18 protein-coding genes are annotated in these 18,698 nt (G+C 58.1%); 8 read left to right on the top strand and 10 right to left on the bottom strand.

The window, feature by feature from the left end; translation table 11 throughout:
• Positions 1–136 precede the first annotated feature (136 nt).
• Positions 137–868 (bottom strand): DUF72 domain-containing protein, encoded by a 732-nt coding sequence (locus ASU33_RS00865; RefSeq protein WP_059067210.1) that lies wholly within the window; start codon positions 866–868, stop codon positions 137–139.
• A 241-nt stretch (positions 869–1,109) separates the two neighbouring features.
• Between ASU33_RS00865 and ASU33_RS00860 the strand changes: the two genes are divergently transcribed.
• Positions 1,110–2,576 carry a S41 family peptidase gene (locus tag ASU33_RS00860; RefSeq protein WP_059067209.1) on the top strand — a complete coding sequence of 489 codons (1,467 nt, stop codon included), beginning with the start codon at positions 1,110–1,112 and terminating at the stop codon, positions 2,574–2,576.
• A 102-nt stretch (positions 2,577–2,678) separates the two neighbouring features.
• Complete coding sequence (locus tag ASU33_RS00855) at positions 2,679–3,260, top strand: hypothetical protein (protein WP_059067207.1); 582 nt, start codon at positions 2,679–2,681, stop codon at positions 3,258–3,260.
• Between the two features lie 15 nt (positions 3,261–3,275).
• Here the strand turns inward: ASU33_RS00855 and ASU33_RS00850 are convergent, their stop codons facing one another.
• Both ASU33_RS00850 and ASU33_RS21380 read right to left on the bottom strand, forming a co-directional pair.
• Positions 3,276–4,028 (bottom strand): DUF72 domain-containing protein, encoded by a 753-nt coding sequence (locus ASU33_RS00850; protein WP_059067205.1) that lies wholly within the window; start codon positions 4,026–4,028, stop codon positions 3,276–3,278.
• Between the two features lie 526 nt (positions 4,029–4,554).
• Positions 4,555–4,695 carry a hypothetical protein gene (locus ASU33_RS21380; protein WP_160328104.1) on the bottom strand — a complete coding sequence of 47 codons (141 nt, stop codon included), beginning with the start codon at positions 4,693–4,695 and terminating at the stop codon, positions 4,555–4,557.
• 204 nt (positions 4,696–4,899) lie between these two features.
• Here ASU33_RS21380 and ASU33_RS00845 point away from each other — a divergent pair, with 204 nt between their 5' ends.
• Together ASU33_RS00845 and ASU33_RS00840 are read left to right on the top strand one after the other, a co-directional pair.
• Positions 4,900–6,447 carry a DUF4394 domain-containing protein gene (locus ASU33_RS00845; protein ID WP_059067203.1) on the top strand — a complete coding sequence of 516 codons (1,548 nt, stop codon included), beginning with the start codon at positions 4,900–4,902 and terminating at the stop codon, positions 6,445–6,447.
• 214 nt (positions 6,448–6,661) lie between these two features.
• The gene (locus tag ASU33_RS00840; protein ID WP_078062762.1) at positions 6,662–7,678 is read left to right on the top strand and encodes a DUF2268 domain-containing putative Zn-dependent protease; all 1,017 of its coding nucleotides are present in this window, start codon (positions 6,662–6,664) and stop codon (positions 7,676–7,678) included.
• Positions 7,679–7,770: 92 nt separating this feature from the next.
• On the opposite strand, the gene ASU33_RS00835 is transcribed toward ASU33_RS00840, so the two are convergent.
• From ASU33_RS00835 to ASU33_RS00825, 3 genes are all read right to left on the bottom strand, one after another.
• Positions 7,771–8,181, bottom strand: coding sequence for a cupin domain-containing protein (locus ASU33_RS00835; RefSeq protein ID WP_059068275.1), 411 nt, complete (start codon positions 8,179–8,181; stop codon positions 7,771–7,773).
• A 113-nt stretch (positions 8,182–8,294) separates the two neighbouring features.
• The gene (locus ASU33_RS00830; RefSeq protein ID WP_059067198.1) at positions 8,295–8,723 is read right to left on the bottom strand and encodes a carboxymuconolactone decarboxylase family protein; all 429 of its coding nucleotides are present in this window, start codon (positions 8,721–8,723) and stop codon (positions 8,295–8,297) included.
• Between the two features lie 96 nt (positions 8,724–8,819).
• On the bottom strand, positions 8,820–9,392 hold the full coding sequence (locus ASU33_RS00825; RefSeq protein ID WP_059067196.1) for a Crp/Fnr family transcriptional regulator: 573 nt from the start codon (positions 9,390–9,392) through the stop codon (positions 8,820–8,822).
• Positions 9,393–9,575: 183 nt separating this feature from the next.
• On the opposite strand from ASU33_RS00825, the gene bla reads away from it, so the two are divergent.
• From bla to clpB, 3 genes are all read left to right on the top strand, one after another.
• Complete coding sequence (gene bla, locus ASU33_RS00820; RefSeq protein ID WP_059068273.1) at positions 9,576–10,325, top strand: subclass B1 metallo-beta-lactamase; 750 nt, start codon at positions 9,576–9,578, stop codon at positions 10,323–10,325.
• An 89-nt stretch (positions 10,326–10,414) separates the two neighbouring features.
• The gene (locus tag ASU33_RS20895) at positions 10,415–11,491 is read left to right on the top strand and encodes an AlbA family DNA-binding domain-containing protein (RefSeq protein ID WP_160328103.1); all 1,077 of its coding nucleotides are present in this window, start codon (positions 10,415–10,417) and stop codon (positions 11,489–11,491) included.
• 224 nt (positions 11,492–11,715) lie between these two features.
• Positions 11,716–14,331: an ATP-dependent chaperone ClpB gene (clpB, locus tag ASU33_RS00810; RefSeq protein ID WP_059067193.1), complete on the top strand. Its 2,616-nt coding sequence runs from the start codon at positions 11,716–11,718 to the stop codon at positions 14,329–14,331.
• A 129-nt stretch (positions 14,332–14,460) separates the two neighbouring features.
• On the opposite strand, the gene ASU33_RS00805 is transcribed toward clpB, so the two are convergent.
• The 4 genes from ASU33_RS00805 to ASU33_RS00790 form a co-directional block, all read right to left on the bottom strand.
• A complete protein-coding gene (locus ASU33_RS00805; protein WP_059067191.1) occupies positions 14,461–14,970 on the bottom strand; it encodes a hypothetical protein in 510 nt (169 codons plus the stop codon).
• 274 nt (positions 14,971–15,244) lie between these two features.
• On the bottom strand, positions 15,245–16,075 hold the full coding sequence (locus ASU33_RS00800; protein WP_149866974.1) for a hypothetical protein: 831 nt from the start codon (positions 16,073–16,075) through the stop codon (positions 15,245–15,247).
• Between the two features lie 104 nt (positions 16,076–16,179).
• A complete protein-coding gene (locus tag ASU33_RS00795; protein WP_059067187.1) occupies positions 16,180–17,166 on the bottom strand; it encodes an L-threonylcarbamoyladenylate synthase in 987 nt (328 codons plus the stop codon).
• A gap of 264 nt (positions 17,167–17,430) precedes the next feature.
• Entirely contained in the window at positions 17,431–17,853 is a 423-nt protein-coding gene (locus tag ASU33_RS00790) for a hypothetical protein (protein WP_059067184.1), read from the bottom strand.
• Between the two features lie 88 nt (positions 17,854–17,941).
• On the opposite strand from ASU33_RS00790, the gene ASU33_RS00785 reads away from it, so the two are divergent.
• Positions 17,942–18,556: a HupE/UreJ family protein gene (locus tag ASU33_RS00785; RefSeq protein WP_059067183.1), complete on the top strand. Its 615-nt coding sequence runs from the start codon at positions 17,942–17,944 to the stop codon at positions 18,554–18,556.
• Positions 18,557–18,698 lie beyond the last annotated feature (142 nt).

Genomic DNA, 18,698 nt, shown 5'->3' with positions numbered 1-18,698 from the left:
CCCTTGGGGTTACAAGCCGACACCCGCAAGCGTGCTTACCCATTGGAAACCGTGCACCTCAGCAGCAGCTGCATACCTGGGCGCCAGCAGCTTTAACTCCTTTAGCCTGCAAAAGTTATGTAATCGCGCCAGCGTCCTAGGTGCGCGGTGCCACCAAGGTCTGCATGTGCTGGGCATCGGCAATGGCCGAGGCGTCGATGTCGTTGTTGAAGTACAAATACGCTTGTTCTACCTGCGGCGCGGCGGCAACCTCGGCGTGCACGCGCTGCAAAAACGCCGGGCTGTAGGGCGACTGGTACAGCCGCGGCACCCCGTGGAAGCGGTAGTACAGCACCGGCCCGGTGGCCACCACGGCATCGGGCAGCTCGGGGTGGCTTTGGCCGCAAAAGCTGATGCCTCGCTCGGCTAGCGCCGCGTACACGGCCGGGTGCCACCAACTCGGGTGCCGAAACTCCAACACATTCTGGAAAGCCGGATCGAGGTAATCTAAGATGCGCTGCAAACGCCCGGTGGTGTAGGCAGCCCTAGGTGGCAACTGAAACAGCACCGGCCCGAGCTTTTCTTGCAAGCCCTCTTGCACCGTGCCGTAAAAATCGAGCAGCAGCTCTCCTACTCCATTGAATTGCTTGTAGTGGGTAATCAAGCGCGGCGCTTTCACGGCGAACACGAATTTGGCCGGGCTGATTTGGTGCCAGTTCTGCAGAAACGAGAGCTGCGGAAAGCGGTAAAACGTCACGTTCAGCTCGAGCGTAGCAAAGTGCTCGGCGTAATACTCGAACCACCGCCGCATGGGCAGCTTTTCGGGGTAAAACAGGCCGCGCCAGTGGCGGTAGTGATAACCAGAGCAGCCAATGTGGTAGGTGGGCATAGAGGTAGCAAATGGCGGGGCTTAGGATGTACGTAATGGTCCGCTTCGTTGCCCATAAGCCCTGGATAGTTTGCACCATTGCGAAGGCAAACACCCGACAACAGGCAACCTTTTAGCCTATTGCTCACCTTATTATGTGGCTGCGCAGCTTGCTACCAGCTGCTATTTTTGCTTACACCCGGCGTTGCTGCAGGCAGCGGCGGGTACTCTGCTCCCTCACTCCCGCATCCGGTTTCCGGCTATGAAAGCACTCCTAGGTTTTGTATGCTTGCTCGTTGGCGTGGCGCAGGCCGCGTGGGCGCAGCAGCAGCCCGCTCCGCTTCCGGCGGCCCCCGCTTCCAGCCTCACGTTGCTCGAGCCGCCACAGCTGCAACAAGACCTCGATAGCCTGCACGCCTGGCTGCACGCCACGCACCCCAACCTGCACCTGCGCCTTGGCCACGAGGCCGACGAGCGACAGTGGCAACGCGTGCGGGCGCAGCTCAATCAGCCGCTCACGGCCGGCGAGTTTGCGCAGTTGGTAATGCCCCTCACCACGCAGTACGCCGACGGCCACACCGGCCTGAGCTACGACTTCTCGGATGCGGCTTTTCAGGCATACAGTCAGCGCGGGGGCTTGTTTTTTCCGCTGAACGTAACGCTGCAAAAAGGCAAGCTCTACGTTACTGAAGCCGCCACCGAAAGCGAGGCGCGCCCCGGTGCCCTCATCCGGCGCATCAACGGCGAAAGCGCCGACGCGGTGGTGCAGAAAATGCTGCGCTACTGGCCCGCCGACCATCAGAAAAACCGCGAAGCCACCACGGCCCGACTGTTCGGCTTCACGCTTTGGAGCCTCTACGGCTGGGGCGAAAGCGTGCAGCTGGAGTTTCAGAACTACGGCCAGCGTCAAAAGCAAACCACCACGTTGCGCGGCATTCCGGCCGAGCGACTGATGCAGCTTATGAACGTGGGGCCGCGCAAGTACAAGCTCACCTTGCACGAGCCCGAAAGCTTGGCCGTGCTGGAGTTTTTCGGCTTCCAGCAAAACAAAGCCACTACCGCTTTTCTCGATTCGGCCTTCACCGTCATCAAGCAAAAAGGCATTCGGCACTTGGCCGTGGATATTCGGCGCAACGGCGGCGGCAACTCGGCGGTGGGCGCCCAACTGCTGCAGTACCTTACCACCAAGTCCTACCTGCAGGGCGAGGCCAAAGAGCTGCGCTACTCACAAGCCCTGCCGCAGCAGCCCAACAACAAGTGGTTTAACGATATGCTCGCGGCCAACCAGGGTAAGTTTGCCGATGGCCGCTACCGCCTCAGCAGCACGCCGCAGCCGCCTGCGCCGCTGGCCAAGCCCGAGCTATTGTTCAGCAGCAAGTTTTACCTGCTTACGGGGCCGCGCACGTTCTCCTCGGCCCACATGCTGGCCGCAGCCGTGAAGGCCTACCACCTAGGCACCATTGTGGGCGAAGAAACCGGCAATGCCATGCGCTTTTTTGGCGAGCCGCTGAGCTTTCAGCTGCCCAATACCAAGCTGTGGGGCATGTGTGCGGGCGCCGAGTGGTGGGCAGCGGGCTACACGCCCCAAACCCAAGACACCGGCGTGCAGCCCGACGTGGAGGTAAAATCCACAATCAAAGACTTAGCCGAGGGCACGGATGCCGTACTGCAGTACCTCCGGCAACTCATTGCTGAGCAGGATGCTACCGCATCGTCGGTGCAGCCCTAGGTGCTTAGCCCGCAAAACCTGCAGCAGCCATTGTAAGTAAGCTCCTCTGCGGGCTGCCTGTTGGCGGCTCGCTTAAGCCACACTACGAACCGCCGCCCGCCTATGGAAACTACCCGCGTATTCGCCGCCGAAACCGAAGCTGAACTCTGGCGCCAAGTTGCCGCCGACATGGCCCGCGAGCCCGACCTGCTCGAGTACACGGCCCAGCTGAACCTCGGCGGCTACCAGCTCCTGCTCGATATCGACATCGACCTGGGCGGCGGGTTTGAGGGCGGCTACGAGTTTACCACCCTTACGGCCGCCGTGCCCGACAACGTAGCGCTGCGCTTTGTGCTGCACGAGCAGGATTTGCTGCACGAGCTAGGTAAGCTGTTGGGCATGGAAGACGTGGAACTGGGCGTGCAGGACATTGACGACGCCTTCATCATCCGGACCAACGACCCGGCCGCGCTGCAAACCCTGTTTGCTTACCCCGATATCCACGACACGCTGCTGAAGTACCACGAATGCCGCCTTTCGCTTGGTCCCGCTACTTCCTCCGACGACGCGGCCGCTCCGCTGCAGCTCACCTTCAGCAAAGACGCCGGCGTGGTGGAGCCCGAGCAGCTACAGGAAATCGGCCACATGTTGTTTTACCTGCTACGCCAGATTGCCCCGCTGCCAACTGCTGCTCCTAGCCTATAGGCCGGCACCGCGCACCTAGGGCTGCACGGCCGGCGCGGCTTGCAGCAGTTGCTGCATTTGCCGGGCGTTTACGGCGCCCACGCCACCAATGCCGTTGTTGAAAAAAAGATACACCTCCTTTGCCTGCTTGGCGGCCCGCACCTCCGCGGCAATGTGCTGCAGAAAGGTCTCGTCGTAGGCCGATTTGTAGAGCTCGGGCACGCCGTGAAAGCGGTAGTACAGCAGCGGCGTGTTAGCCACCACCTCGTCGGGCAGGGGCTGCGGGTGGCTTTGCCCGCAAAAGCTGATGTTGTGCCGCGCCAGCTCCCGAAACACCTCGCCGCTCCACCAGCTTGGGTGCCGAAACTCAAGCACGTTTCGGAAAGCCGGGTCGAGGCTATCGAGCAGGCGCTGTAGCAGCTCGTCGGAGTAAGCGGCTTTGGGTGGCAGCTGAAACAGCACCGGGCCGAGCTTATCGCGCAAGCTTTCTTGCACCATACCGTAAAAATCGGCCAGAATTGGCTGCGCTTCAGGCCCGAATTTCTTGTAGTGCGTAACGGCCCGCGGCGCCTTCACGGCAAAGCGAAAGTGCTCGGGACTGCGGTGGTACCAGCCCTCAAACACCTCCGGCTCGGGCATGCGGTAGAAGGTCACGTTCAGCTCGAGCGTATCGAACTGTGTGCAGTAGTACTCAAACCACTTGCGCGGCGGCAAGCCCTCGGGGTAGAACACGCCCCTCCAGTCGCGGAAGGAAAAACCAGAGCAGCCGATGTAGTGGGTAGCAGGCATACCAAGCCAATGGTGGAGCTACCCTTTACGCATTTAGCGTAGCAGTGTAAACGAGCGGCAAGGGCTTTCCCGTTGGTAGGTACTTGAGCGTCATGCTGAGCGCAGTCGAACCGTAAGTTGGGCTAGATAGCCGCCACGAATCGCCGGTGCTTCATTTGCTATATCTTAAGTTGTCATACAGAGGCGGAAACCTCTCGCCGGATAGTATTCAAGCCTTCCCTTGTAGAGGGAATGGAGGTGAAGCCCCAATGTCAGCACGCGAGATGTCTCGCTACGGGCCCGACGTGACGTGCTATTCTATCAGTTGTCGTCAGGCTGCTGCAAAGCAATGCTGAGGGCTTTTGCTTTTCAAGGGGGCATTAAGGGTGAGAGCCCAAGGCACACGCCCCCTGGCGCCCGCTCCAAAACAGCATAGCGCCCCACTACCAACCCCGCCAAAACACAATAAAGCACAGGGCAGCTCAAGCCTGAGCTGCCGCGCCATTGCCTGCCCGAGCACTTAAGCAGTACGAAGTGCCCTAGGTACTTAGTGACTCGGGATGATGCCGACCAGGTGCAGCACCCAGCCTAAGAGGTAAAAACCGAAGAGCATCAGGATGTAAGCCCACCAAGGCAGGCCTTTGCGAATGCCAGCGTAGCCTTGGTACCTTCTTGGTTTAACTTCCATGACTTTGGGAGGCATTAGTGCGCCACCTCTTCAATATACTACATTTTATCATCAGTTATCAACACAAAAAGAGTTCATTCTGTAAGCTCGAGCATACCACTAGCCCTAACGCCCATATAAGATTAATTCTACTTAACCTAAATCCGAGCCGCAATTAGGATTCGTAGCTCTTGCCTCGTTCACTTCAACCAAAACCCTTGCAAGATGAAACAGGCATTTTACCTAGGCCGGCTTACCGCGTGCGCTTTTCTGCTGTTGGGCGCTACGAGCTGCGAAAAAGAGTTGGAGAAAGAGCTGCGGGAGCGTTTCGGCAACCCGCCGCGCAGCAACCCCAGCAATTCTACCGCAACTACTTTCTACGCGTTGGCTGGCGGGGTGCGCCTGGATGCCTACTCCACGCAGCACCCCGAAACCTCGCTCGGCTCGGTTTCGATTACGGGCCTGCAAGCCGGCGAAACCATACTGGCCATCGACTTTCGGCCAGCCACGGGCCAGCTCTACGGCGTGGGTAGCACCAGCCGCCTCTACGTTATCAACCCGCAATCGGGGGCGGCCCGGGCCATTGGCAGCGGCCCTTTTACGCCGGCGCTTACAGGCAAGCTGGCCGGTTTCGATTTCAACCCTACCGTCGACCGCATTCGGCTGGTAACCGACGCGGGCCAGAACCTGCGCCTCAACCCCGAAACGGGCTTGGTGGCGGCGGTGGATGGAGCTATCAATGGGGCGCCGGGAGCCATGTTGGCGGGCGCCGCCTACACCAACAACGTGGCTGGAGCTACTACCACTACCCTGTACGACATTGACGTGGCTGCCCAGATGCTCTACAAACAAACCCCGCCCAACGACGGCACTTTGGTACCCGTAGGCTCGCTTAAGCTGCGAATCACCGGCGAAGGCGGCTTCGACATTGCCCCCACCGGCGACGTGGCCCTGGGTATGTTCGAGGTGAACAAGAAGTCTACGCTGTTCAGCATCGACCTGGCTACCGGCGATACGCGCGTTGTGGCTAAGTACGATAAAGACCTGATGTACACGGGCCTGGCCATACCCACGCAGCCCGTAGCCTACTCCGTGGGCGCCGACAACAGCCTGCTCATCTTCAATCCGCAAAACCCGGCGGCCAACGGCGTCAGCAAGCCCCTTATGGGCCTGCAATCAGGCGAAACCATTTTGGGTATCGATTTCCGGCCCGCGAACGGCCAGCTCTATGCGCTAGGCAGCACTAGCCGCCTCTACACGCTCAACACGTCGTCGGGTGCGGCTACGGCTGTGGGCACGCTTAGCACGCCGCTTTCCGGTACGGCTTTCGGCTTTGACTTCAACCCCACCGTCGACCGCATCCGCATTGTGAGCAACACCGGCCAAAACCTGCGCGTGAACCCCGCCGATGGCGCTGCTTTGGTTGATGGACCGTTAAACCCCGGCGCGCCGGCCGTAACGGCCGCGGCCTACACCAACAACTTTGCTGGTACCACCTCCACCGCGCTGTTCGACATCGACTCGAATACCGATAAGCTTTACCGCCAAGACCCACCCAACGCCGGCACGCTGGTTGAAATTGGCAACCTAGGGCTGGATGTGGAAGCCGCCAACGGCTTTGATATCGGCGGCACCAGCAACGTGCCATACGCGCTACTTACCGTAAATGGCACCACGCGCCTGTTCCGCATCAATACCACTACCGGAGCCGCTACGCCCATTGGCAACTTAAACGGCTCGGCCAATGGCTTGGCCGTTGGGTTAGGATTCTAAGCACTGCTGCCGGTTGTCCAGCAAAACCGCCCCACCTAGGGCGGTTTTGTTTTTTAGCCTCGGCTCACTGTTTCGGAATGGGCCGGTAAGCGCCTGTACTCAGCCCACTATTTTCGGCGAAGCCCAAGCAAGCTTATAACTTGGCGCTGCTTGCGCCTAGGCTTTTGGTGCGCTCTGCAGCTCTTCGTTCTGCCTACTCCTTCTCTCTATTCCCATGTTTCCTGTTCTTCGCGCGGCCACAGCTGCGCTTTTTGGCGTGGCACTGCTATCGGCGTGTAGCCGCTCTGCTGTTGCGCCGCCTATTGCAAGGGCGGCCTCAGTCAACGCTGCCCACCCCGCAGCCACATATCAAGTCATCAACCTGATGCCCGCCTTCGAGGAGTTTTGGCAGAAGGCGCAAACACAGGATGAGGCCACGCAGGTAAAGCTGTTTCAGCAGCTGCTGGCCGAGCGTTATCCCGAGGTGTACAACAACAATGTGCTGGGCGGCCCCACCGACAAAACCTTTGCCGAGGTGCTGCCCCTGCGCTACGCTAAAGTGCACAACATGGTGCTGCCGAAAATGGACTTGGTGCTGCGCCTCAGCAGGCAAATCGGCCGGGATTTGCCCCGGTACGAAACCACTTTCCGCAAAACCTTCCCCGACCTCGACTACCGCGGCCGCATCTACTTTATGTACTCCCTAGGTGGTTTCGATGGCGGCACGCGCACCATCGAGGGCAAGCAGGCCCTGCTGTTCGGGCTCGATATGATTGCTTACGTGTACGGGCAGGATGCCGACCCCGCTCCTTTCTTCCACCACGAGTTTTTCCACATCTACCACAGCCAGTTCTTCGACGGCAACGAGTCGGTAGTGTCGGCGCTGTGGCGCGAAGGCCTGGCTACCTACGTGGCCAAGGCCCTCAACCCCAAGGCCGAGGGCGTAAACCTGTTTGGCCTGCCCCTGAACACGCCCGCCCGTACCCAAGCCGAGCTGCCGCGCTATGCCCGCGAGCTACGCGCCGTGCTCGATTCGGAAAAGCGCGAAGATTACGCCCGCTACTTCTTAGGCGGCATGGATGAACAAGCTGCCACACCCGCGCGCTCGGGCTACTACCTAGGCTACTTGGTAGCCGAAAAGCTTGCCAAACGCCACTCACTGCAAGAGCTGGCCCACGCCAAGCTAGCCCAACTGCGGCCCGAAATCGAACAAGCCCTGACGGAGCTGGAGAGCGGGGCGGTAAGTAAATAACCACCCAAGCGGCGCCGGGTCGCCTAGGTAGTATTAACTGAAAAAAGCCTGCCGTTTCTACCCCGAAACGGCAGGCTTTTTTCAGTTGCAGATCAGGCTGGTGTAAAACCGCCTTCGGCTTGCCCCGCGTTACGCTTCAGCGCGAGCCGCTCCACGGTTTCGCCCTCAAAGTCGAACTCTATTAGCACCGCCGGCTCGTTGCCTACCACCCAGCCGTCGTGGCCGGGGGCAATGGCTACCACCTGGGGCGCCACGTACTCCTCCCGCTCCCCATCGGCGTACTCAATAATGAGGTGGCCGGCGGCCAAGAAACCCACGTGCGCGTGTTGGCACAGCTCCGTCCCGATAATCGGCTTCATATTCTTCGACCACCTGAAGCCGGGCGGGTAAATCATGCGCTTCATGCGCGAGGTACCGGTGGTACGCACTACATCCACGAGCACGCCGCCCACTTCGCGGCGCGTGGCGTCCTTCAGGGGCGCCAGCAGGGTATCGGTGTTCATCAGTACAAGCAGCTTTATTAGGCACCGGCCCGCCCGGTACTTGCCTGAATATAGCCAATGGCTACTGTACTGCAGCATTGCACCGATGGCCGGCGGCGCGGCTCTCGGCTCTGCTAATCCAAAGGCTTTTGGGTGGCTATGGCAATGCGGTTCCAGACGTTGATGGTAGCAATGGCCATAATGGCTTGCGCCAGGTAGTGCTCATCAAACAAAGCAGCCGCCTGCTGGTAGGTGGCGTCGGATACATGCTGCCCAATCAGCGTTACTTCTTCGGTAAGGGCCAGCAGGGCGCGCTCTTCGGGCGTGAATAGATCGGTTTCGCGCCACGCCGAAAGCAGGTACAGGCGCTGCTCGGTTTCGCCGGCTTTGCGGGCGTCGCGGGTGTGCATGTTGATGCAGTAGGCGCAGCCGTTGATCTGCGAAGCGCGCACTTTTATGAGCTCTTTGTGGGTAGAGCTCAGGCGCGATTTGCTCAGGTATTTTTCGAGGGCAAATACGGCTTGGTAGGCCTCGGGCTCGGTTTTTAGCATGTCGAGTCGCATACGGCGGGTGTGGTTTGGGTGATTGATAAACCAAAGGTCGGCCCCGCCTACCCCGCCACCGCTTGAACTAGTTCAAGAAACGCCGCGGCCTAGCTCTTACTCCATGCGCGCCCTGATCTTGCTCAGAAACTCGGGCGTGAAGCCTAGGTACGAGGCCAACATATACTGCGGCACGCGCTGCACAAACTCCGGAAACGCGGTGCTGAAGTGCTGGTAGCGTGCCGCGCCGGTTTGCCCAAAAAGCACCTTCACCCGAAACAGCGCGGCGGCCGTGGCCCGCTGCAGTACCAGCCGGAAATACCGCTCCAGCTGCGGTAGCTGCGCAAACAACTCCTCCTGCACCCGCTGCTCCAGCACCAGCACCTGCGTGGGCTCCACGGCCTGTATGAAAAACTCCGAGGGCGCGTGCGCATCCAGGCTGGCGTAGTCAGTAAGCCACCAACGCTCAATAGCAAACTGCACCGTTTGCTCGGCGCCTTTCTCCGTCAGGAAATACGTGCGCAGGCAGCCCTGCACCACAAAGTAGTTGGCCGTGCACACCTGGCCTTGCAGCAGCAGGTGCTCCTTGCGCGCCAGTGTCAGCGGCTTTAGGTACTGCGGCAGCAGCTCGGCCTCGGCTTCGGAAAGCGACACATAGCGGGCAATGTGGGCGAGCAGCGAGGCGTACATACAGCGGCAGTTTAAGTAGCAACCAGCCCTAGGTGCCGGTGACTTGCGGGCTCATGGGCCAGCACCGCGCGAACTAGGCGGCACAAGATGCAAATTGTAAGCACGCGCTGCTTGCAAGGGCATCGGCGCCCGCGTAGCTTGTGCCGCTATGCCACAGCCAACCATTGGCCCAGCTTCCTACGCATGAAATTTCTGCTTACCGCTTTGCTGCTGATTGCCGCGGCCGCCCAAGCCAACGGCCAACCTAGCAGCCCCGATGCCGGCAAAGTCGTGTACCAGTCCGGCGACCTGACCATTACGCAGGTAGCGCCGAACACCTTTGTACACACCTCCTTTCTGAATACCCAATCGTTTGGGCGGGTGGCCTGCAACGGCATGGTGGTGCGCAGCGGCGCCGAAACCGTGGTGTTTGATACGCCCACCACCGACAAAGAATCGAAGGAGCTGATCGGCTGGATTACCACCACGCTGCACTGCAAAGTAAACGCCGTGGTGCCCACCCATTTTCATGAAGACTGCGTGGGCGGCTTGCCGGAGTTTGCGCGGAACAACATCCCTTCCTACGCCAACCAAAAAACGATTACCTACGCCAAGCAGCGCAAATTCAACGTGCCCCAGCGTGGATTTGCTAACAGCCTAACGCTCGACCTAGGCGGCACGAAAGTGTACGCCCGGTTCTTCGGCGAAGGCCACACCCGCGACAACATTGTTGGGTATTTTCCGGCCGATGAAGTGCTGTTTGGCGGGTGCTTGATTAAAGAGCTAAACGCCACCAAAGGCAACCTCGCCGATGCCAACGTGCAGGCTTGGCCTGCTACGGTAACCAAGCTGAAGAAGGCTTATTCGAATTTGAAGGTTGTTGTTCCGGGCCACGGCCAAGTTGGTGATACTAGCCTGCTTGATTATACCATTCAGTTGTTCAAGCAGCTGTAATCAGGAGTATCATTGTAGTTACCACATTCCCCCTTATTAATCTTCACAGACGACACAACCAAGCATTTAAAATTTTAATGATTAGCCACATGAGAGACAACAGAACTACTAAAGTCACACCTCGGATCAAGAAATCCACATTAGCTATTAATAATAACGAAACCGTTTACAATCAATTATCGGCAAGAGCACAACATTTGTTAAGCAAGGCCGAAGGATATGATGTTGACTTTAAGAGGGGAATGAGCGGACTAGAACCTGAAGATATTGTCGCCTTCGCTAATTCCCCTCATGGAGGCACTATTCTTATTGGCATAGAGGAATATAATGATGAAAGAGGGCAACAACGAGGAAAAATATTTGGATGCGCTATTACTGATCAAAATAAGCTAGCGATAAACAATAAGGCTAATCAATGTATACCTCCTGTTTCTGTATCGATACACATAGAGAATAACGATACTAATCCCTTCTTCCGAATAGAAATACCTTCAAGTGATAATAAGCCACATTGTACTTCAGGTGGCACATACAAAATCCGAAAGGACAATCAGAAACGAACTTTGGCTCCTAAGGAGCTACTGCAAATGTTTTTAGAAGCGGAAGGAACTGATTTTCTAAAAAGATTTAAAGAAGCCACTACCGACCTTCACAAAGAAATAAACAAGCAGAACTCACGGTTAATTGATCATTTAACAAGCAGCACATTAGATCTAGAAATAAACACTCAAACTATGATTGACAATCTTAGTTACGAAATAAGCGAGGTTGTTCAAGACGTAAAATCACAAACTAAAGTTTTGGAGGCTCACACAGAAAGTTTCGTTGAAACTCTACAACAAGAAACAAGTGACATCAAAGAACAACTTGAATCTCAAGACATAGCAAAGTTACTAAAGCAAATAAATGATAATATTATTCGCACTGCTTGGAAATCGAATAGAATCTTAGAGCACTTAGGCTTAGAAGATCCGGAGATAACCTATGAGCGCAACATGTTCAAGGGATATCTGCAAGCGATGAAAAATATTTCAAACAAAAATTCTACTGAGGTAAGCAATGACTTTTTTGAAGACATGTATAATATGAGCAACAGAATTATTAAAGACAATTACACAATTAATGATATTAAATCATGGTTCGATGAGATGAAACCTACTAACTAAAGTAGCTCTTGACAAACTATTGCAGTTAATTGACAGTGTTAATCCTTATGAATGAGACTGTTCGGCGTATTAACAAGTATAGCACACATCAATACCTGACAAAAAGCCGTGTATAGCACAATAAAAACCCAATAAACCAGCCAAAAAGTCCGCTTTCACCATATAGCCCACCATTTGCTAAGATCGTATCAGCTTAACCAAGCACCTGAAACAGACTTAGCAATATGAACTTCAACAACTTCACGATCAAAGCCCAAGAGGCCGTGCAGAAGGCTACCGAAATTGCCGGTGGCAATCAACAGCAGGCTATCGAAACGGGCCACCTCCTGAAAGGGCTCTTTCAGGTGGATGAAAACGTGACCGGGTTTCTGGCTAAGAAGCTCGGCGTGAATCTGAATATCCTCTCCCCGCGCCTAGATGCCATTGTAACGGGCTACCCCAAGGTGAGCGGTGGTTCGCCGTACCTCTCCAACGATGCCGCCGCTTCCCTGCAGCGCGCCAACGGCTTCTTGAAGGAGTTCGACGACGAATACGTGTCGGTAGAGCACCTGCTGCTGGGCTTGCTCGGCGGCCGCGACAGCGTGGCTACGCTGCTCAAAGACACGGGCTTTAACGAGAAAGACCTGAAAGCCGCCATTAAAGAGCTGCGGGGCGGCCGCAAAGTAACCTCGCAGTCGGCCGAAGATCAGTACCAAAGCCTGAACCGCTACGCCCGCAACCTGAACGAGCAGGTGCGCTCGGGCAAGATGGACCCGGTAATTGGCCGCGACGAGGAAATCCGCCGCGTGCTGCAAATTCTGTCGCGCCGCACCAAGAACAACCCCGTGCTCCTAGGTGAGCCCGGCGTGGGCAAGACCGCCATTGTGGAGGGCCTGGCCCAGCGCATTGTGGCCGGCGACGTACCCGAGAACTTGAAGGACAAAACCATCATGTCGCTCGACATGGGCTTGCTCATTGCCGGCGCCAAGTACAAGGGCGAGTTTGAGGAGCGCCTCAAGTCCGTAATTAAGGAAGTAACCGACTCCGAAGGCCAGATCATCCTGTTCATCGACGAGATGCACACGCTGATTGGCGCCGGTGCGGGCGGCGAAGGCGCCATGGACGCGGCTAATTTGCTGAAGCCTGCACTAGCCCGCGGCGAGCTGCACTCGATTGGTGCTACCACGCTCAAGGAGTACCAGAAGTACATCGAGAAAGACAAGGCTTTGGAGCGCCGCTTCCAGGCCGTGATGGTGGACGAGCCGAGCATTGAAGATGCCATCAGCATCATGCGCGGCATCAAGGAGAAGTACGAGCTGCACCACGGCGTACGCATCACCGACGACGCCGTAATTGCCGCCGTGGAGCTGTCGAGCCGCTACATTACCGACCGCTTCCTGCCCGACAAAGCCATTGACTTGATGGACGAGGCCGCCGCTAAGCTCCGCATCGAGCTGAACTCCATGCCCGTGGAGCTCGACGAGGTGCAGCGCCGCATTATGCAGCTGGAGATTGAGCGCGAGGCCATCAGGCGCGAAGACAACAAGGACCGCGAGGCCGTGCTGAACAAGGAACTGGCCGAGCTCAGCTCGAAGCGCGACGACCTGAAAGCCCGTTGGGAATCGGAGAAAAATGTGCTCAACGACATTCAGGCCACCAAAGAGCAGATCGACCGGTTTAAGCTGGAGGCTGAACAGGCCGAGCGCCACGGCGACTATGGCCGTGTAGCCGAGCTGCGCTACGGCAAAATTCAGGAAGCCGAAGCCAAGCTGAAGACCCTGCAGGAGCAAGCCAACGCCAACAAAGACGGCGGCTCGATGCTGCAGGAGGTGGTAACGCACGAAGACATTGCCGAAGTAGTGGCCAAGTGGACGGGCATTCCGGTAAGCAAAATGCTGCAATCGGACCGCGAAAAGCTGCTCAACCTCGAAGCCGAGCTGGGCAAGCGCGTGGCCGGCCAGAGCGAAGCCATTGCGGCTATTTCGGATGCGGTGCGCCGCTCGCGGGCTGGCTTGCAAGATCCCAAGCGTCCCATCGGTTCGTTCATCTTCCTAGGTACCACCGGGGTGGGCAAGACGGAGCTGGCCAAGGCGCTGGCCGAGTACTTGTTCAACGACGAAAACGCCATGGTGCGCATCGACATGAGCGAGTACCAGGAGCGCCACGCCGTGTCGCGCCTGATCGGGGCACCTCCCGGCTACGTGGGCTACGACGAGGGCGGTCAGCTAACGGAGGCCGTGCGTCGCAAGCCGTACTCGGTAATCCTGCTCGACGAGATTGAGAAGGCCCACCCCGACGTGTTCAACATCTTGCTGCAGGTGCTCGACGATGGCCGCCTCACCGACAACAAGGGTCGGGTGGCGAACTTCAAGAATACCATCATCATCATGACCTCGAACACGGGGGCCGATATCATTCAGCGCAATTTCAAGGAGCTGAATGAGTACAACCACGACGAGGTGGTAGACCGCACCCGCGACGAAGTGGTGGAGCGCCTGAAGCAGCACATGCGCCCTGAGTTCCTGAACCGCATCGACGAGATTGTGATGTTCCAGCCGCTCAAGCGCCGCGAGATTCGCAAGATTGTGGATATCCAGTTCAAGCAGATTCAGCACCGCCTGGAGGAAGCCGGCATTCGCCTGGAGGCCACCGACGAGGTGCTCGACTACCTAGGCGAACAAGGCTTCGACCCGCAGTTTGGTGCCCGCCCGCTCAAGCGCGTGCTGCAGCGGCAGATTCTGAACGAGCTGTCGAAGGAAATCCTCTCGGGCAAAGTGTCGAAGGACGCCGTGGTGGAAGCCGTACTCGAAGACGGCCACATCCGGTTCGAGAACGTGAACGTGCAGATTCCGGGCATGTAAGCCCTGCCCTATGTCGCGCGAACCTTAGCCTCGCTAACCTTCAGTTGCAGTTCGCAGCTCACAGATACGAATGCACAAGCCCCGCCGGCACTGCGCCGGCGGGGCTTGTGGCCTTTGGGGCAACCTTGGTTACTTGCCCTTGGGCTGAACGAGGAAGAATTTTGGTTTCAGACGGCGCTGCACCCACTGGGGCAGGGGCTGGCCCTGGTTGTAGGCATCGAGCACTTCGTCGAGGCGGCCGTTGCTGAAGCGCACGAGCTTGCTGACGCCGTAGGCAGCCACCGCGCCCCCGACGAGCAGCACCGGAGTGACATCGGCGTCGCTCTGCTCCACCACCACGCCGTTGATGGTGGTGGTATTGGCGTTGCGAGAGGCTACGTAGCCGCGCAAGGTTACCAGGCCGGCCGAGGCAACCCAGCCGGCACCGCCGCCGCGCCGCCGCGAAAACAGCTTCATCACGGCCATGATGGTGTCGGTAGAGGCGGTGCGCTTGGCCACTTGGGACTGAACCGGCGCTACCACGGCCGCCGAATCGACTGTCAGCGCCACAGATGGCGCTGCGGACTGGGCCTGCACACCGAAAGCAGATAGATAAAGAATGCTAACGATCAGGCCTGCTTGTAGTAAAGTTTTGCTCATAGAAAGAAATGAAGGGTTATGCGTAAGCAAACCAGGCAAAGCTACGCGCCCGCAGCGGCCCGATGATACCGGCTCCGCAGCTTTATCTTGCACCCAGAAAAGCACTCGGAAAAAGCGCGGTAGCCAGAATTGCTTCTTAATTGGCCGACACTAGCGCGAAGCGAAATTCACGTACATCTTCTGATAGCAACAAGACCATGGCCCTAGGTGCCAAAACCAAAAGCCCCGCTGGCAGCATGCTGCCAGCGGGGCTTTTGGTTTTGGCACCTAGGGCTTATAAATACCCGCCCGATACTAGGTATTGCAAGCCATCTTGCAGGGCCGCGCTTACGCCGCCGACTGCCGAGCGAGTATGAAACTGGTTGTTCTTCTTCACCAGAATCTTGTAGGAAATATCGCGGGCACCGGGGGCATCGGCCATCCAGGCTTCAATGTTCATTTCGGCCACCGACATGCCATCGGGCAAGCGTACATCCCACTTTGCACGACCTTTATCGTTATCGAGGGGGCTGAGGTAGCCAATGACCTCGTTGCCTTGCACGATTTCGGTGCGTTGGGTAAGCTTGTTGAACACGGTAGCTACCTGCCCGCCTCGCTGGCGCTGCACGGTGCTATACTCCAGGGGTTTTGCACTGGCTTGCTTTTCGCTTTCGGCGGCGTACTTAGCCGAGAGCTTTTCGCTGTACGCGGCCACAAAGCGCTGAATACCCTCGGGGTTGGGCTGGCCCTCGCGCATTACTTCGTTCTGCACCAATGCCTCGGCTAGTTGCTGCTGAAAGTTGAGCCCGGTCTTACTCATCTCGGCGGTTTCGCCACCGGGCTGAAACGACAGCACATAGAACACGAACGTCTCGTTGCTCGGTAGGGCCACGATGTTGCCTTTGGCTTTCATTACATCCTTGCCGTCGACGCTCTGCAGGGTGTAGTCGCGCATCAGCATGCTGCCGCCCTTCACGAGCTTGCCAAAGGGCTTTTTATCTACCACAATCATGTCGCCCTTCAGGGCGACTTGTTGGGCCTGTGTGGCCAACGCGCCCAGCGCCAACAGGATAAACAAACACAACGACGCGGCGCGCGGCTGCACAAAAAGAGTAGAAAAACGCATGAACAGCACAGGATTAGAGGTGTGAAAATACCGCCAAAGCTACCCTGTTTTACAGGCAGTTGGCTAAGCTACTGTCGCGTTTATTTTTTGTTGGTGGGCCGTGCTTATCCGCGGGCGGCTGCCTTCTCCAGTCGCTCGTTCAGAGCCATACCGATGCCGGTTTCCGGAAAGCGTTCGGCCAGCAGGTGCTGTAGGCCAAGGCCATCGAGGTGGTGCAGGGCAGCGTACAGGCCGTGGGCGGCTTCGGCGAGGTTGCCGCGGCCGGGGCTGAGCACCACTTGCTGCTCGAGCGGCAAGCCGGGCAGCGGCTCCCGAAACGTGAGGGCGCCCGTGCTGCCAGCTTCAAAAGCCGGCGCGGCACCTAGGCCCGGGCCAAAAAGCTGTAGCGGCGTATGGGGCGAGTAGTGGTAGGGCAGCAAGCCAGGGCTGGCCACGCGCTGGGCTTTTTCGGCGGCCGTGCGCAGGCGCGCCGTGGGCACCACCTGCTGCAGCGCCTCCAGCGAAATGGCACCGGGCCGGTACACTACCGGCTCGCCCGCCGGCCCAAAACCTACTACCGTGCTTTCGATACCAGCCTCGCAGGGGCCGCCGTCGAGCACGTAAGGAATTTTGCCGCCCAATTGCCGCAGCACGTGCTCGGGCAAAGTCGGACTGATATAGCCGAAGGGATTGGCAGAGGGTGCTGCCAGCGGAAAATCGAGCTGGTGCAGCAGTTGCCGCACCAGTGGGTGCGCCGGAATGCGCACGGCCACGTCGGGCAGTCCGGCGGTTACGGTATCGGGCACTACGGCGGGCTCGCGCGGGAGCAGCAGCGTAAGTGGCCCTGGGCTGAAGGCAGCTAACAACGTGTGCGCAGCGGCCGGCACGGCCTCGGGGCGCACGTAACCGCCTAGGTGCTCGGGGCTGGCGAAGTGCAGAATGAGCGGGTTGCTCAGCGGCCGGCCCTTCACCGCAAAAATGCGCTGCAGGCTGTCTTCGCGCAGGCCATGGCCCGCCAATCCGTACACGGTTTCCGTCGGAATGGCAACCAACTCGCCGGCCCGCAGCAGGGCAGCGGCACGGGCCACATCGGTACCTAAAAGTGTTTCCATAGCAAAGCACGCCGCAGCATCGGTGCGTAACGCGGGGACGAAGGTAGCGGCGGCGCCGGTTATCAGTATCAGCTGCTGCTGTTTGGCCTTTTCGCACCTAGGCAACGGCGCAGCAAGGCCAGCGGTTACGCTGCCCGCGTTGCCCCTCCTTGGCTGCTCCAAAATTATCTACGCTATTCAGGAGCAATCCTTCCTTTCAGAACAATGGCCCTAGGTGCTCGGCTAGTACTCCGCACCCAGGGCCACACCTTATGTCGCTTATGATTAGCGCGCCCGAAAGTACTCCGGCCGCAAGCGCTTCCGAATGTAGGCGGGTAGCGGTTTGCCTTGCTGGTATTGCTTGATGTAAGCGTCTTCTTTCTTGCTGCCAAAGCGCGCAAGCTTACCAATGCCCACCGCCAAAAACGGCGCGGCAACGGCACCCGAAACCGCTACTCCGCTGGCGTCGCCGCTGGCCAGCACGCCGCGCAGCAGCACCAACGAGCCGATGGCCGTAAACACCGTGCCGCCGTTGCGGCGCTTCCGAAACAGGGTTTGCACGGCCTGCACCGAGTCGTTTTTGGCTGCTACTTGCGGCGCAGCCTCAATGGGTGGTGCGGGTTTTTCGGGTAGCGAGGGGTTGGTTTGGGCCGATGCTCCGGCAGCCGAAAGCACCAACAACCCAGCTACTAGTATTTGCTTGCGCATCTGAATTCTAGGGGAAATGATTGGTGCAAGATAACGCCCGGCACCTCAACAGTAGTACAGATTTGCGCCGGGCGTATAGCTTTGCCGCATGTCCGTTTTCCAGACTTACCTGCAGTTGGGCTTCTACCACATCTTCAACCTGCAGGCCTACGACCACCTCGTGTTCCTGCTGGCGCTGTGTGCCCCCTACGTGCTCGGCGATTGGCGCCGCGTGGTAGCCCTGGTTACCAGCTTCACCATTGGCCACTCCATTACGCTGGCCCTAGCCACCCTAGGTATCATCGCGTTCAATGCGGCCCTTATCGAGGCACTTATTCCCATTACCATCCTGCTCACCTGCCTAGCCAACCTGCTGCAGGTTGGCCGCCTCGAGCCGCGCCGCAATGATACCCGCCGCACCGAGCCTATTGTGCTTACCCTACCCAACTTGCTGGCGGCCGTATTCGGGCTGATTCATGGCCTTGGCTTTTCGAACTACCTGCGCGAGCTGCTGGGCCAAAACAGCCGCCCCGTGCTCGAGCTGTTTGCCTTTAACCTAGGCGTAGAGCTGGGCCAGTTGCTGATTGTGCTTATCATCCTCGTTGTTGGTTTTGTGGTGCTGCGCGGGTTTGGCGCTGCCCGCCGCGACTGGGTGTTGGTGGTAAGCGGCGCCGCTGCGGGCATTGCTACCGTGTTGTTGCTGGGCCAGTTAACCGGTGCTTAGCCGATCGATTTATCACCTAGGCGGCAACTTTTTTCATCCTTCTTGTTTTTCAACACTGCTTACGCAGCTGTTGTGTTACCCCAACGTTATTGCTCTTTAGCAATAGTAGCTTTCCGGGTTACCTGAGTTTTAGCCACTGTAA

Origin of the sequence: Solirubrum puertoriconensis, assembly GCF_001483135.1 — a bacterium.
In the GTDB taxonomy this organism is placed as follows: Bacteria; Bacteroidota; Bacteroidia; order Cytophagales; family Hymenobacteraceae; genus Solirubrum; species Solirubrum puertoriconensis.
Note: the sequence above shows the minus strand (reverse complement) of the source record. Positions and strands in the feature narration are given on the sequence as shown.

Excerpts from the sequence above, each read along its gene's own strand:
- ASU33_RS00865 (WP_059067210.1), bottom strand. The coding sequence starts at position 868 with ATGCCCACCTACCACATTGGCTGCTCTGGTTATCACTACCGCCACTGG.
- ASU33_RS00790 (WP_059067184.1), bottom strand. The coding sequence starts at position 17,853 with ATGCGCAAGCAAATACTAGTAGCTGGGTTGTTGGTGCTTTCGGCTGCC.
- clpB (WP_059067193.1), top strand. The coding sequence starts at position 11,716 with ATGAACTTCAACAACTTCACGATCAAAGCCCAAGAGGCCGTGCAGAAG.
- ASU33_RS00840 (WP_078062762.1), top strand. The coding sequence starts at position 6,662 with ATGTTTCCTGTTCTTCGCGCGGCCACAGCTGCGCTTTTTGGCGTGGCA.
- ASU33_RS00800 (WP_149866974.1), bottom strand. The coding sequence starts at position 16,075 with ATGCGTTTTTCTACTCTTTTTGTGCAGCCGCGCGCCGCGTCGTTGTGT.
- bla (WP_059068273.1), top strand. The coding sequence starts at position 9,576 with ATGAAATTTCTGCTTACCGCTTTGCTGCTGATTGCCGCGGCCGCCCAA.
- ASU33_RS21380 (WP_160328104.1), bottom strand. The coding sequence starts at position 4,695 with ATGGAAGTTAAACCAAGAAGGTACCAAGGCTACGCTGGCATTCGCAAA.
- ASU33_RS00835 (WP_059068275.1), bottom strand. The coding sequence starts at position 8,181 with ATGAACACCGATACCCTGCTGGCGCCCCTGAAGGACGCCACGCGCCGC.
- ASU33_RS00805 (WP_059067191.1), bottom strand. The coding sequence starts at position 14,970 with ATGAGCAAAACTTTACTACAAGCAGGCCTGATCGTTAGCATTCTTTAT.
- ASU33_RS00830 (WP_059067198.1), bottom strand. The coding sequence starts at position 8,723 with ATGCGACTCGACATGCTAAAAACCGAGCCCGAGGCCTACCAAGCCGTA.
- ASU33_RS20895 (WP_160328103.1), top strand. The coding sequence starts at position 10,415 with ATGAGAGACAACAGAACTACTAAAGTCACACCTCGGATCAAGAAATCC.
- ASU33_RS00860 (WP_059067209.1), top strand. The coding sequence starts at position 1,110 with ATGAAAGCACTCCTAGGTTTTGTATGCTTGCTCGTTGGCGTGGCGCAG.
- ASU33_RS00845 (WP_059067203.1), top strand. The coding sequence starts at position 4,900 with ATGAAACAGGCATTTTACCTAGGCCGGCTTACCGCGTGCGCTTTTCTG.
- ASU33_RS00785 (WP_059067183.1), top strand. The coding sequence starts at position 17,942 with ATGTCCGTTTTCCAGACTTACCTGCAGTTGGGCTTCTACCACATCTTC.
- ASU33_RS00855 (WP_059067207.1), top strand. The coding sequence starts at position 2,679 with ATGGAAACTACCCGCGTATTCGCCGCCGAAACCGAAGCTGAACTCTGG.
- ASU33_RS00825 (WP_059067196.1), bottom strand. The coding sequence starts at position 9,392 with ATGTACGCCTCGCTGCTCGCCCACATTGCCCGCTATGTGTCGCTTTCC.
- ASU33_RS00850 (WP_059067205.1), bottom strand. The coding sequence starts at position 4,028 with ATGCCTGCTACCCACTACATCGGCTGCTCTGGTTTTTCCTTCCGCGAC.
- ASU33_RS00795 (WP_059067187.1), bottom strand. The coding sequence starts at position 17,166 with ATGGAAACACTTTTAGGTACCGATGTGGCCCGTGCCGCTGCCCTGCTG.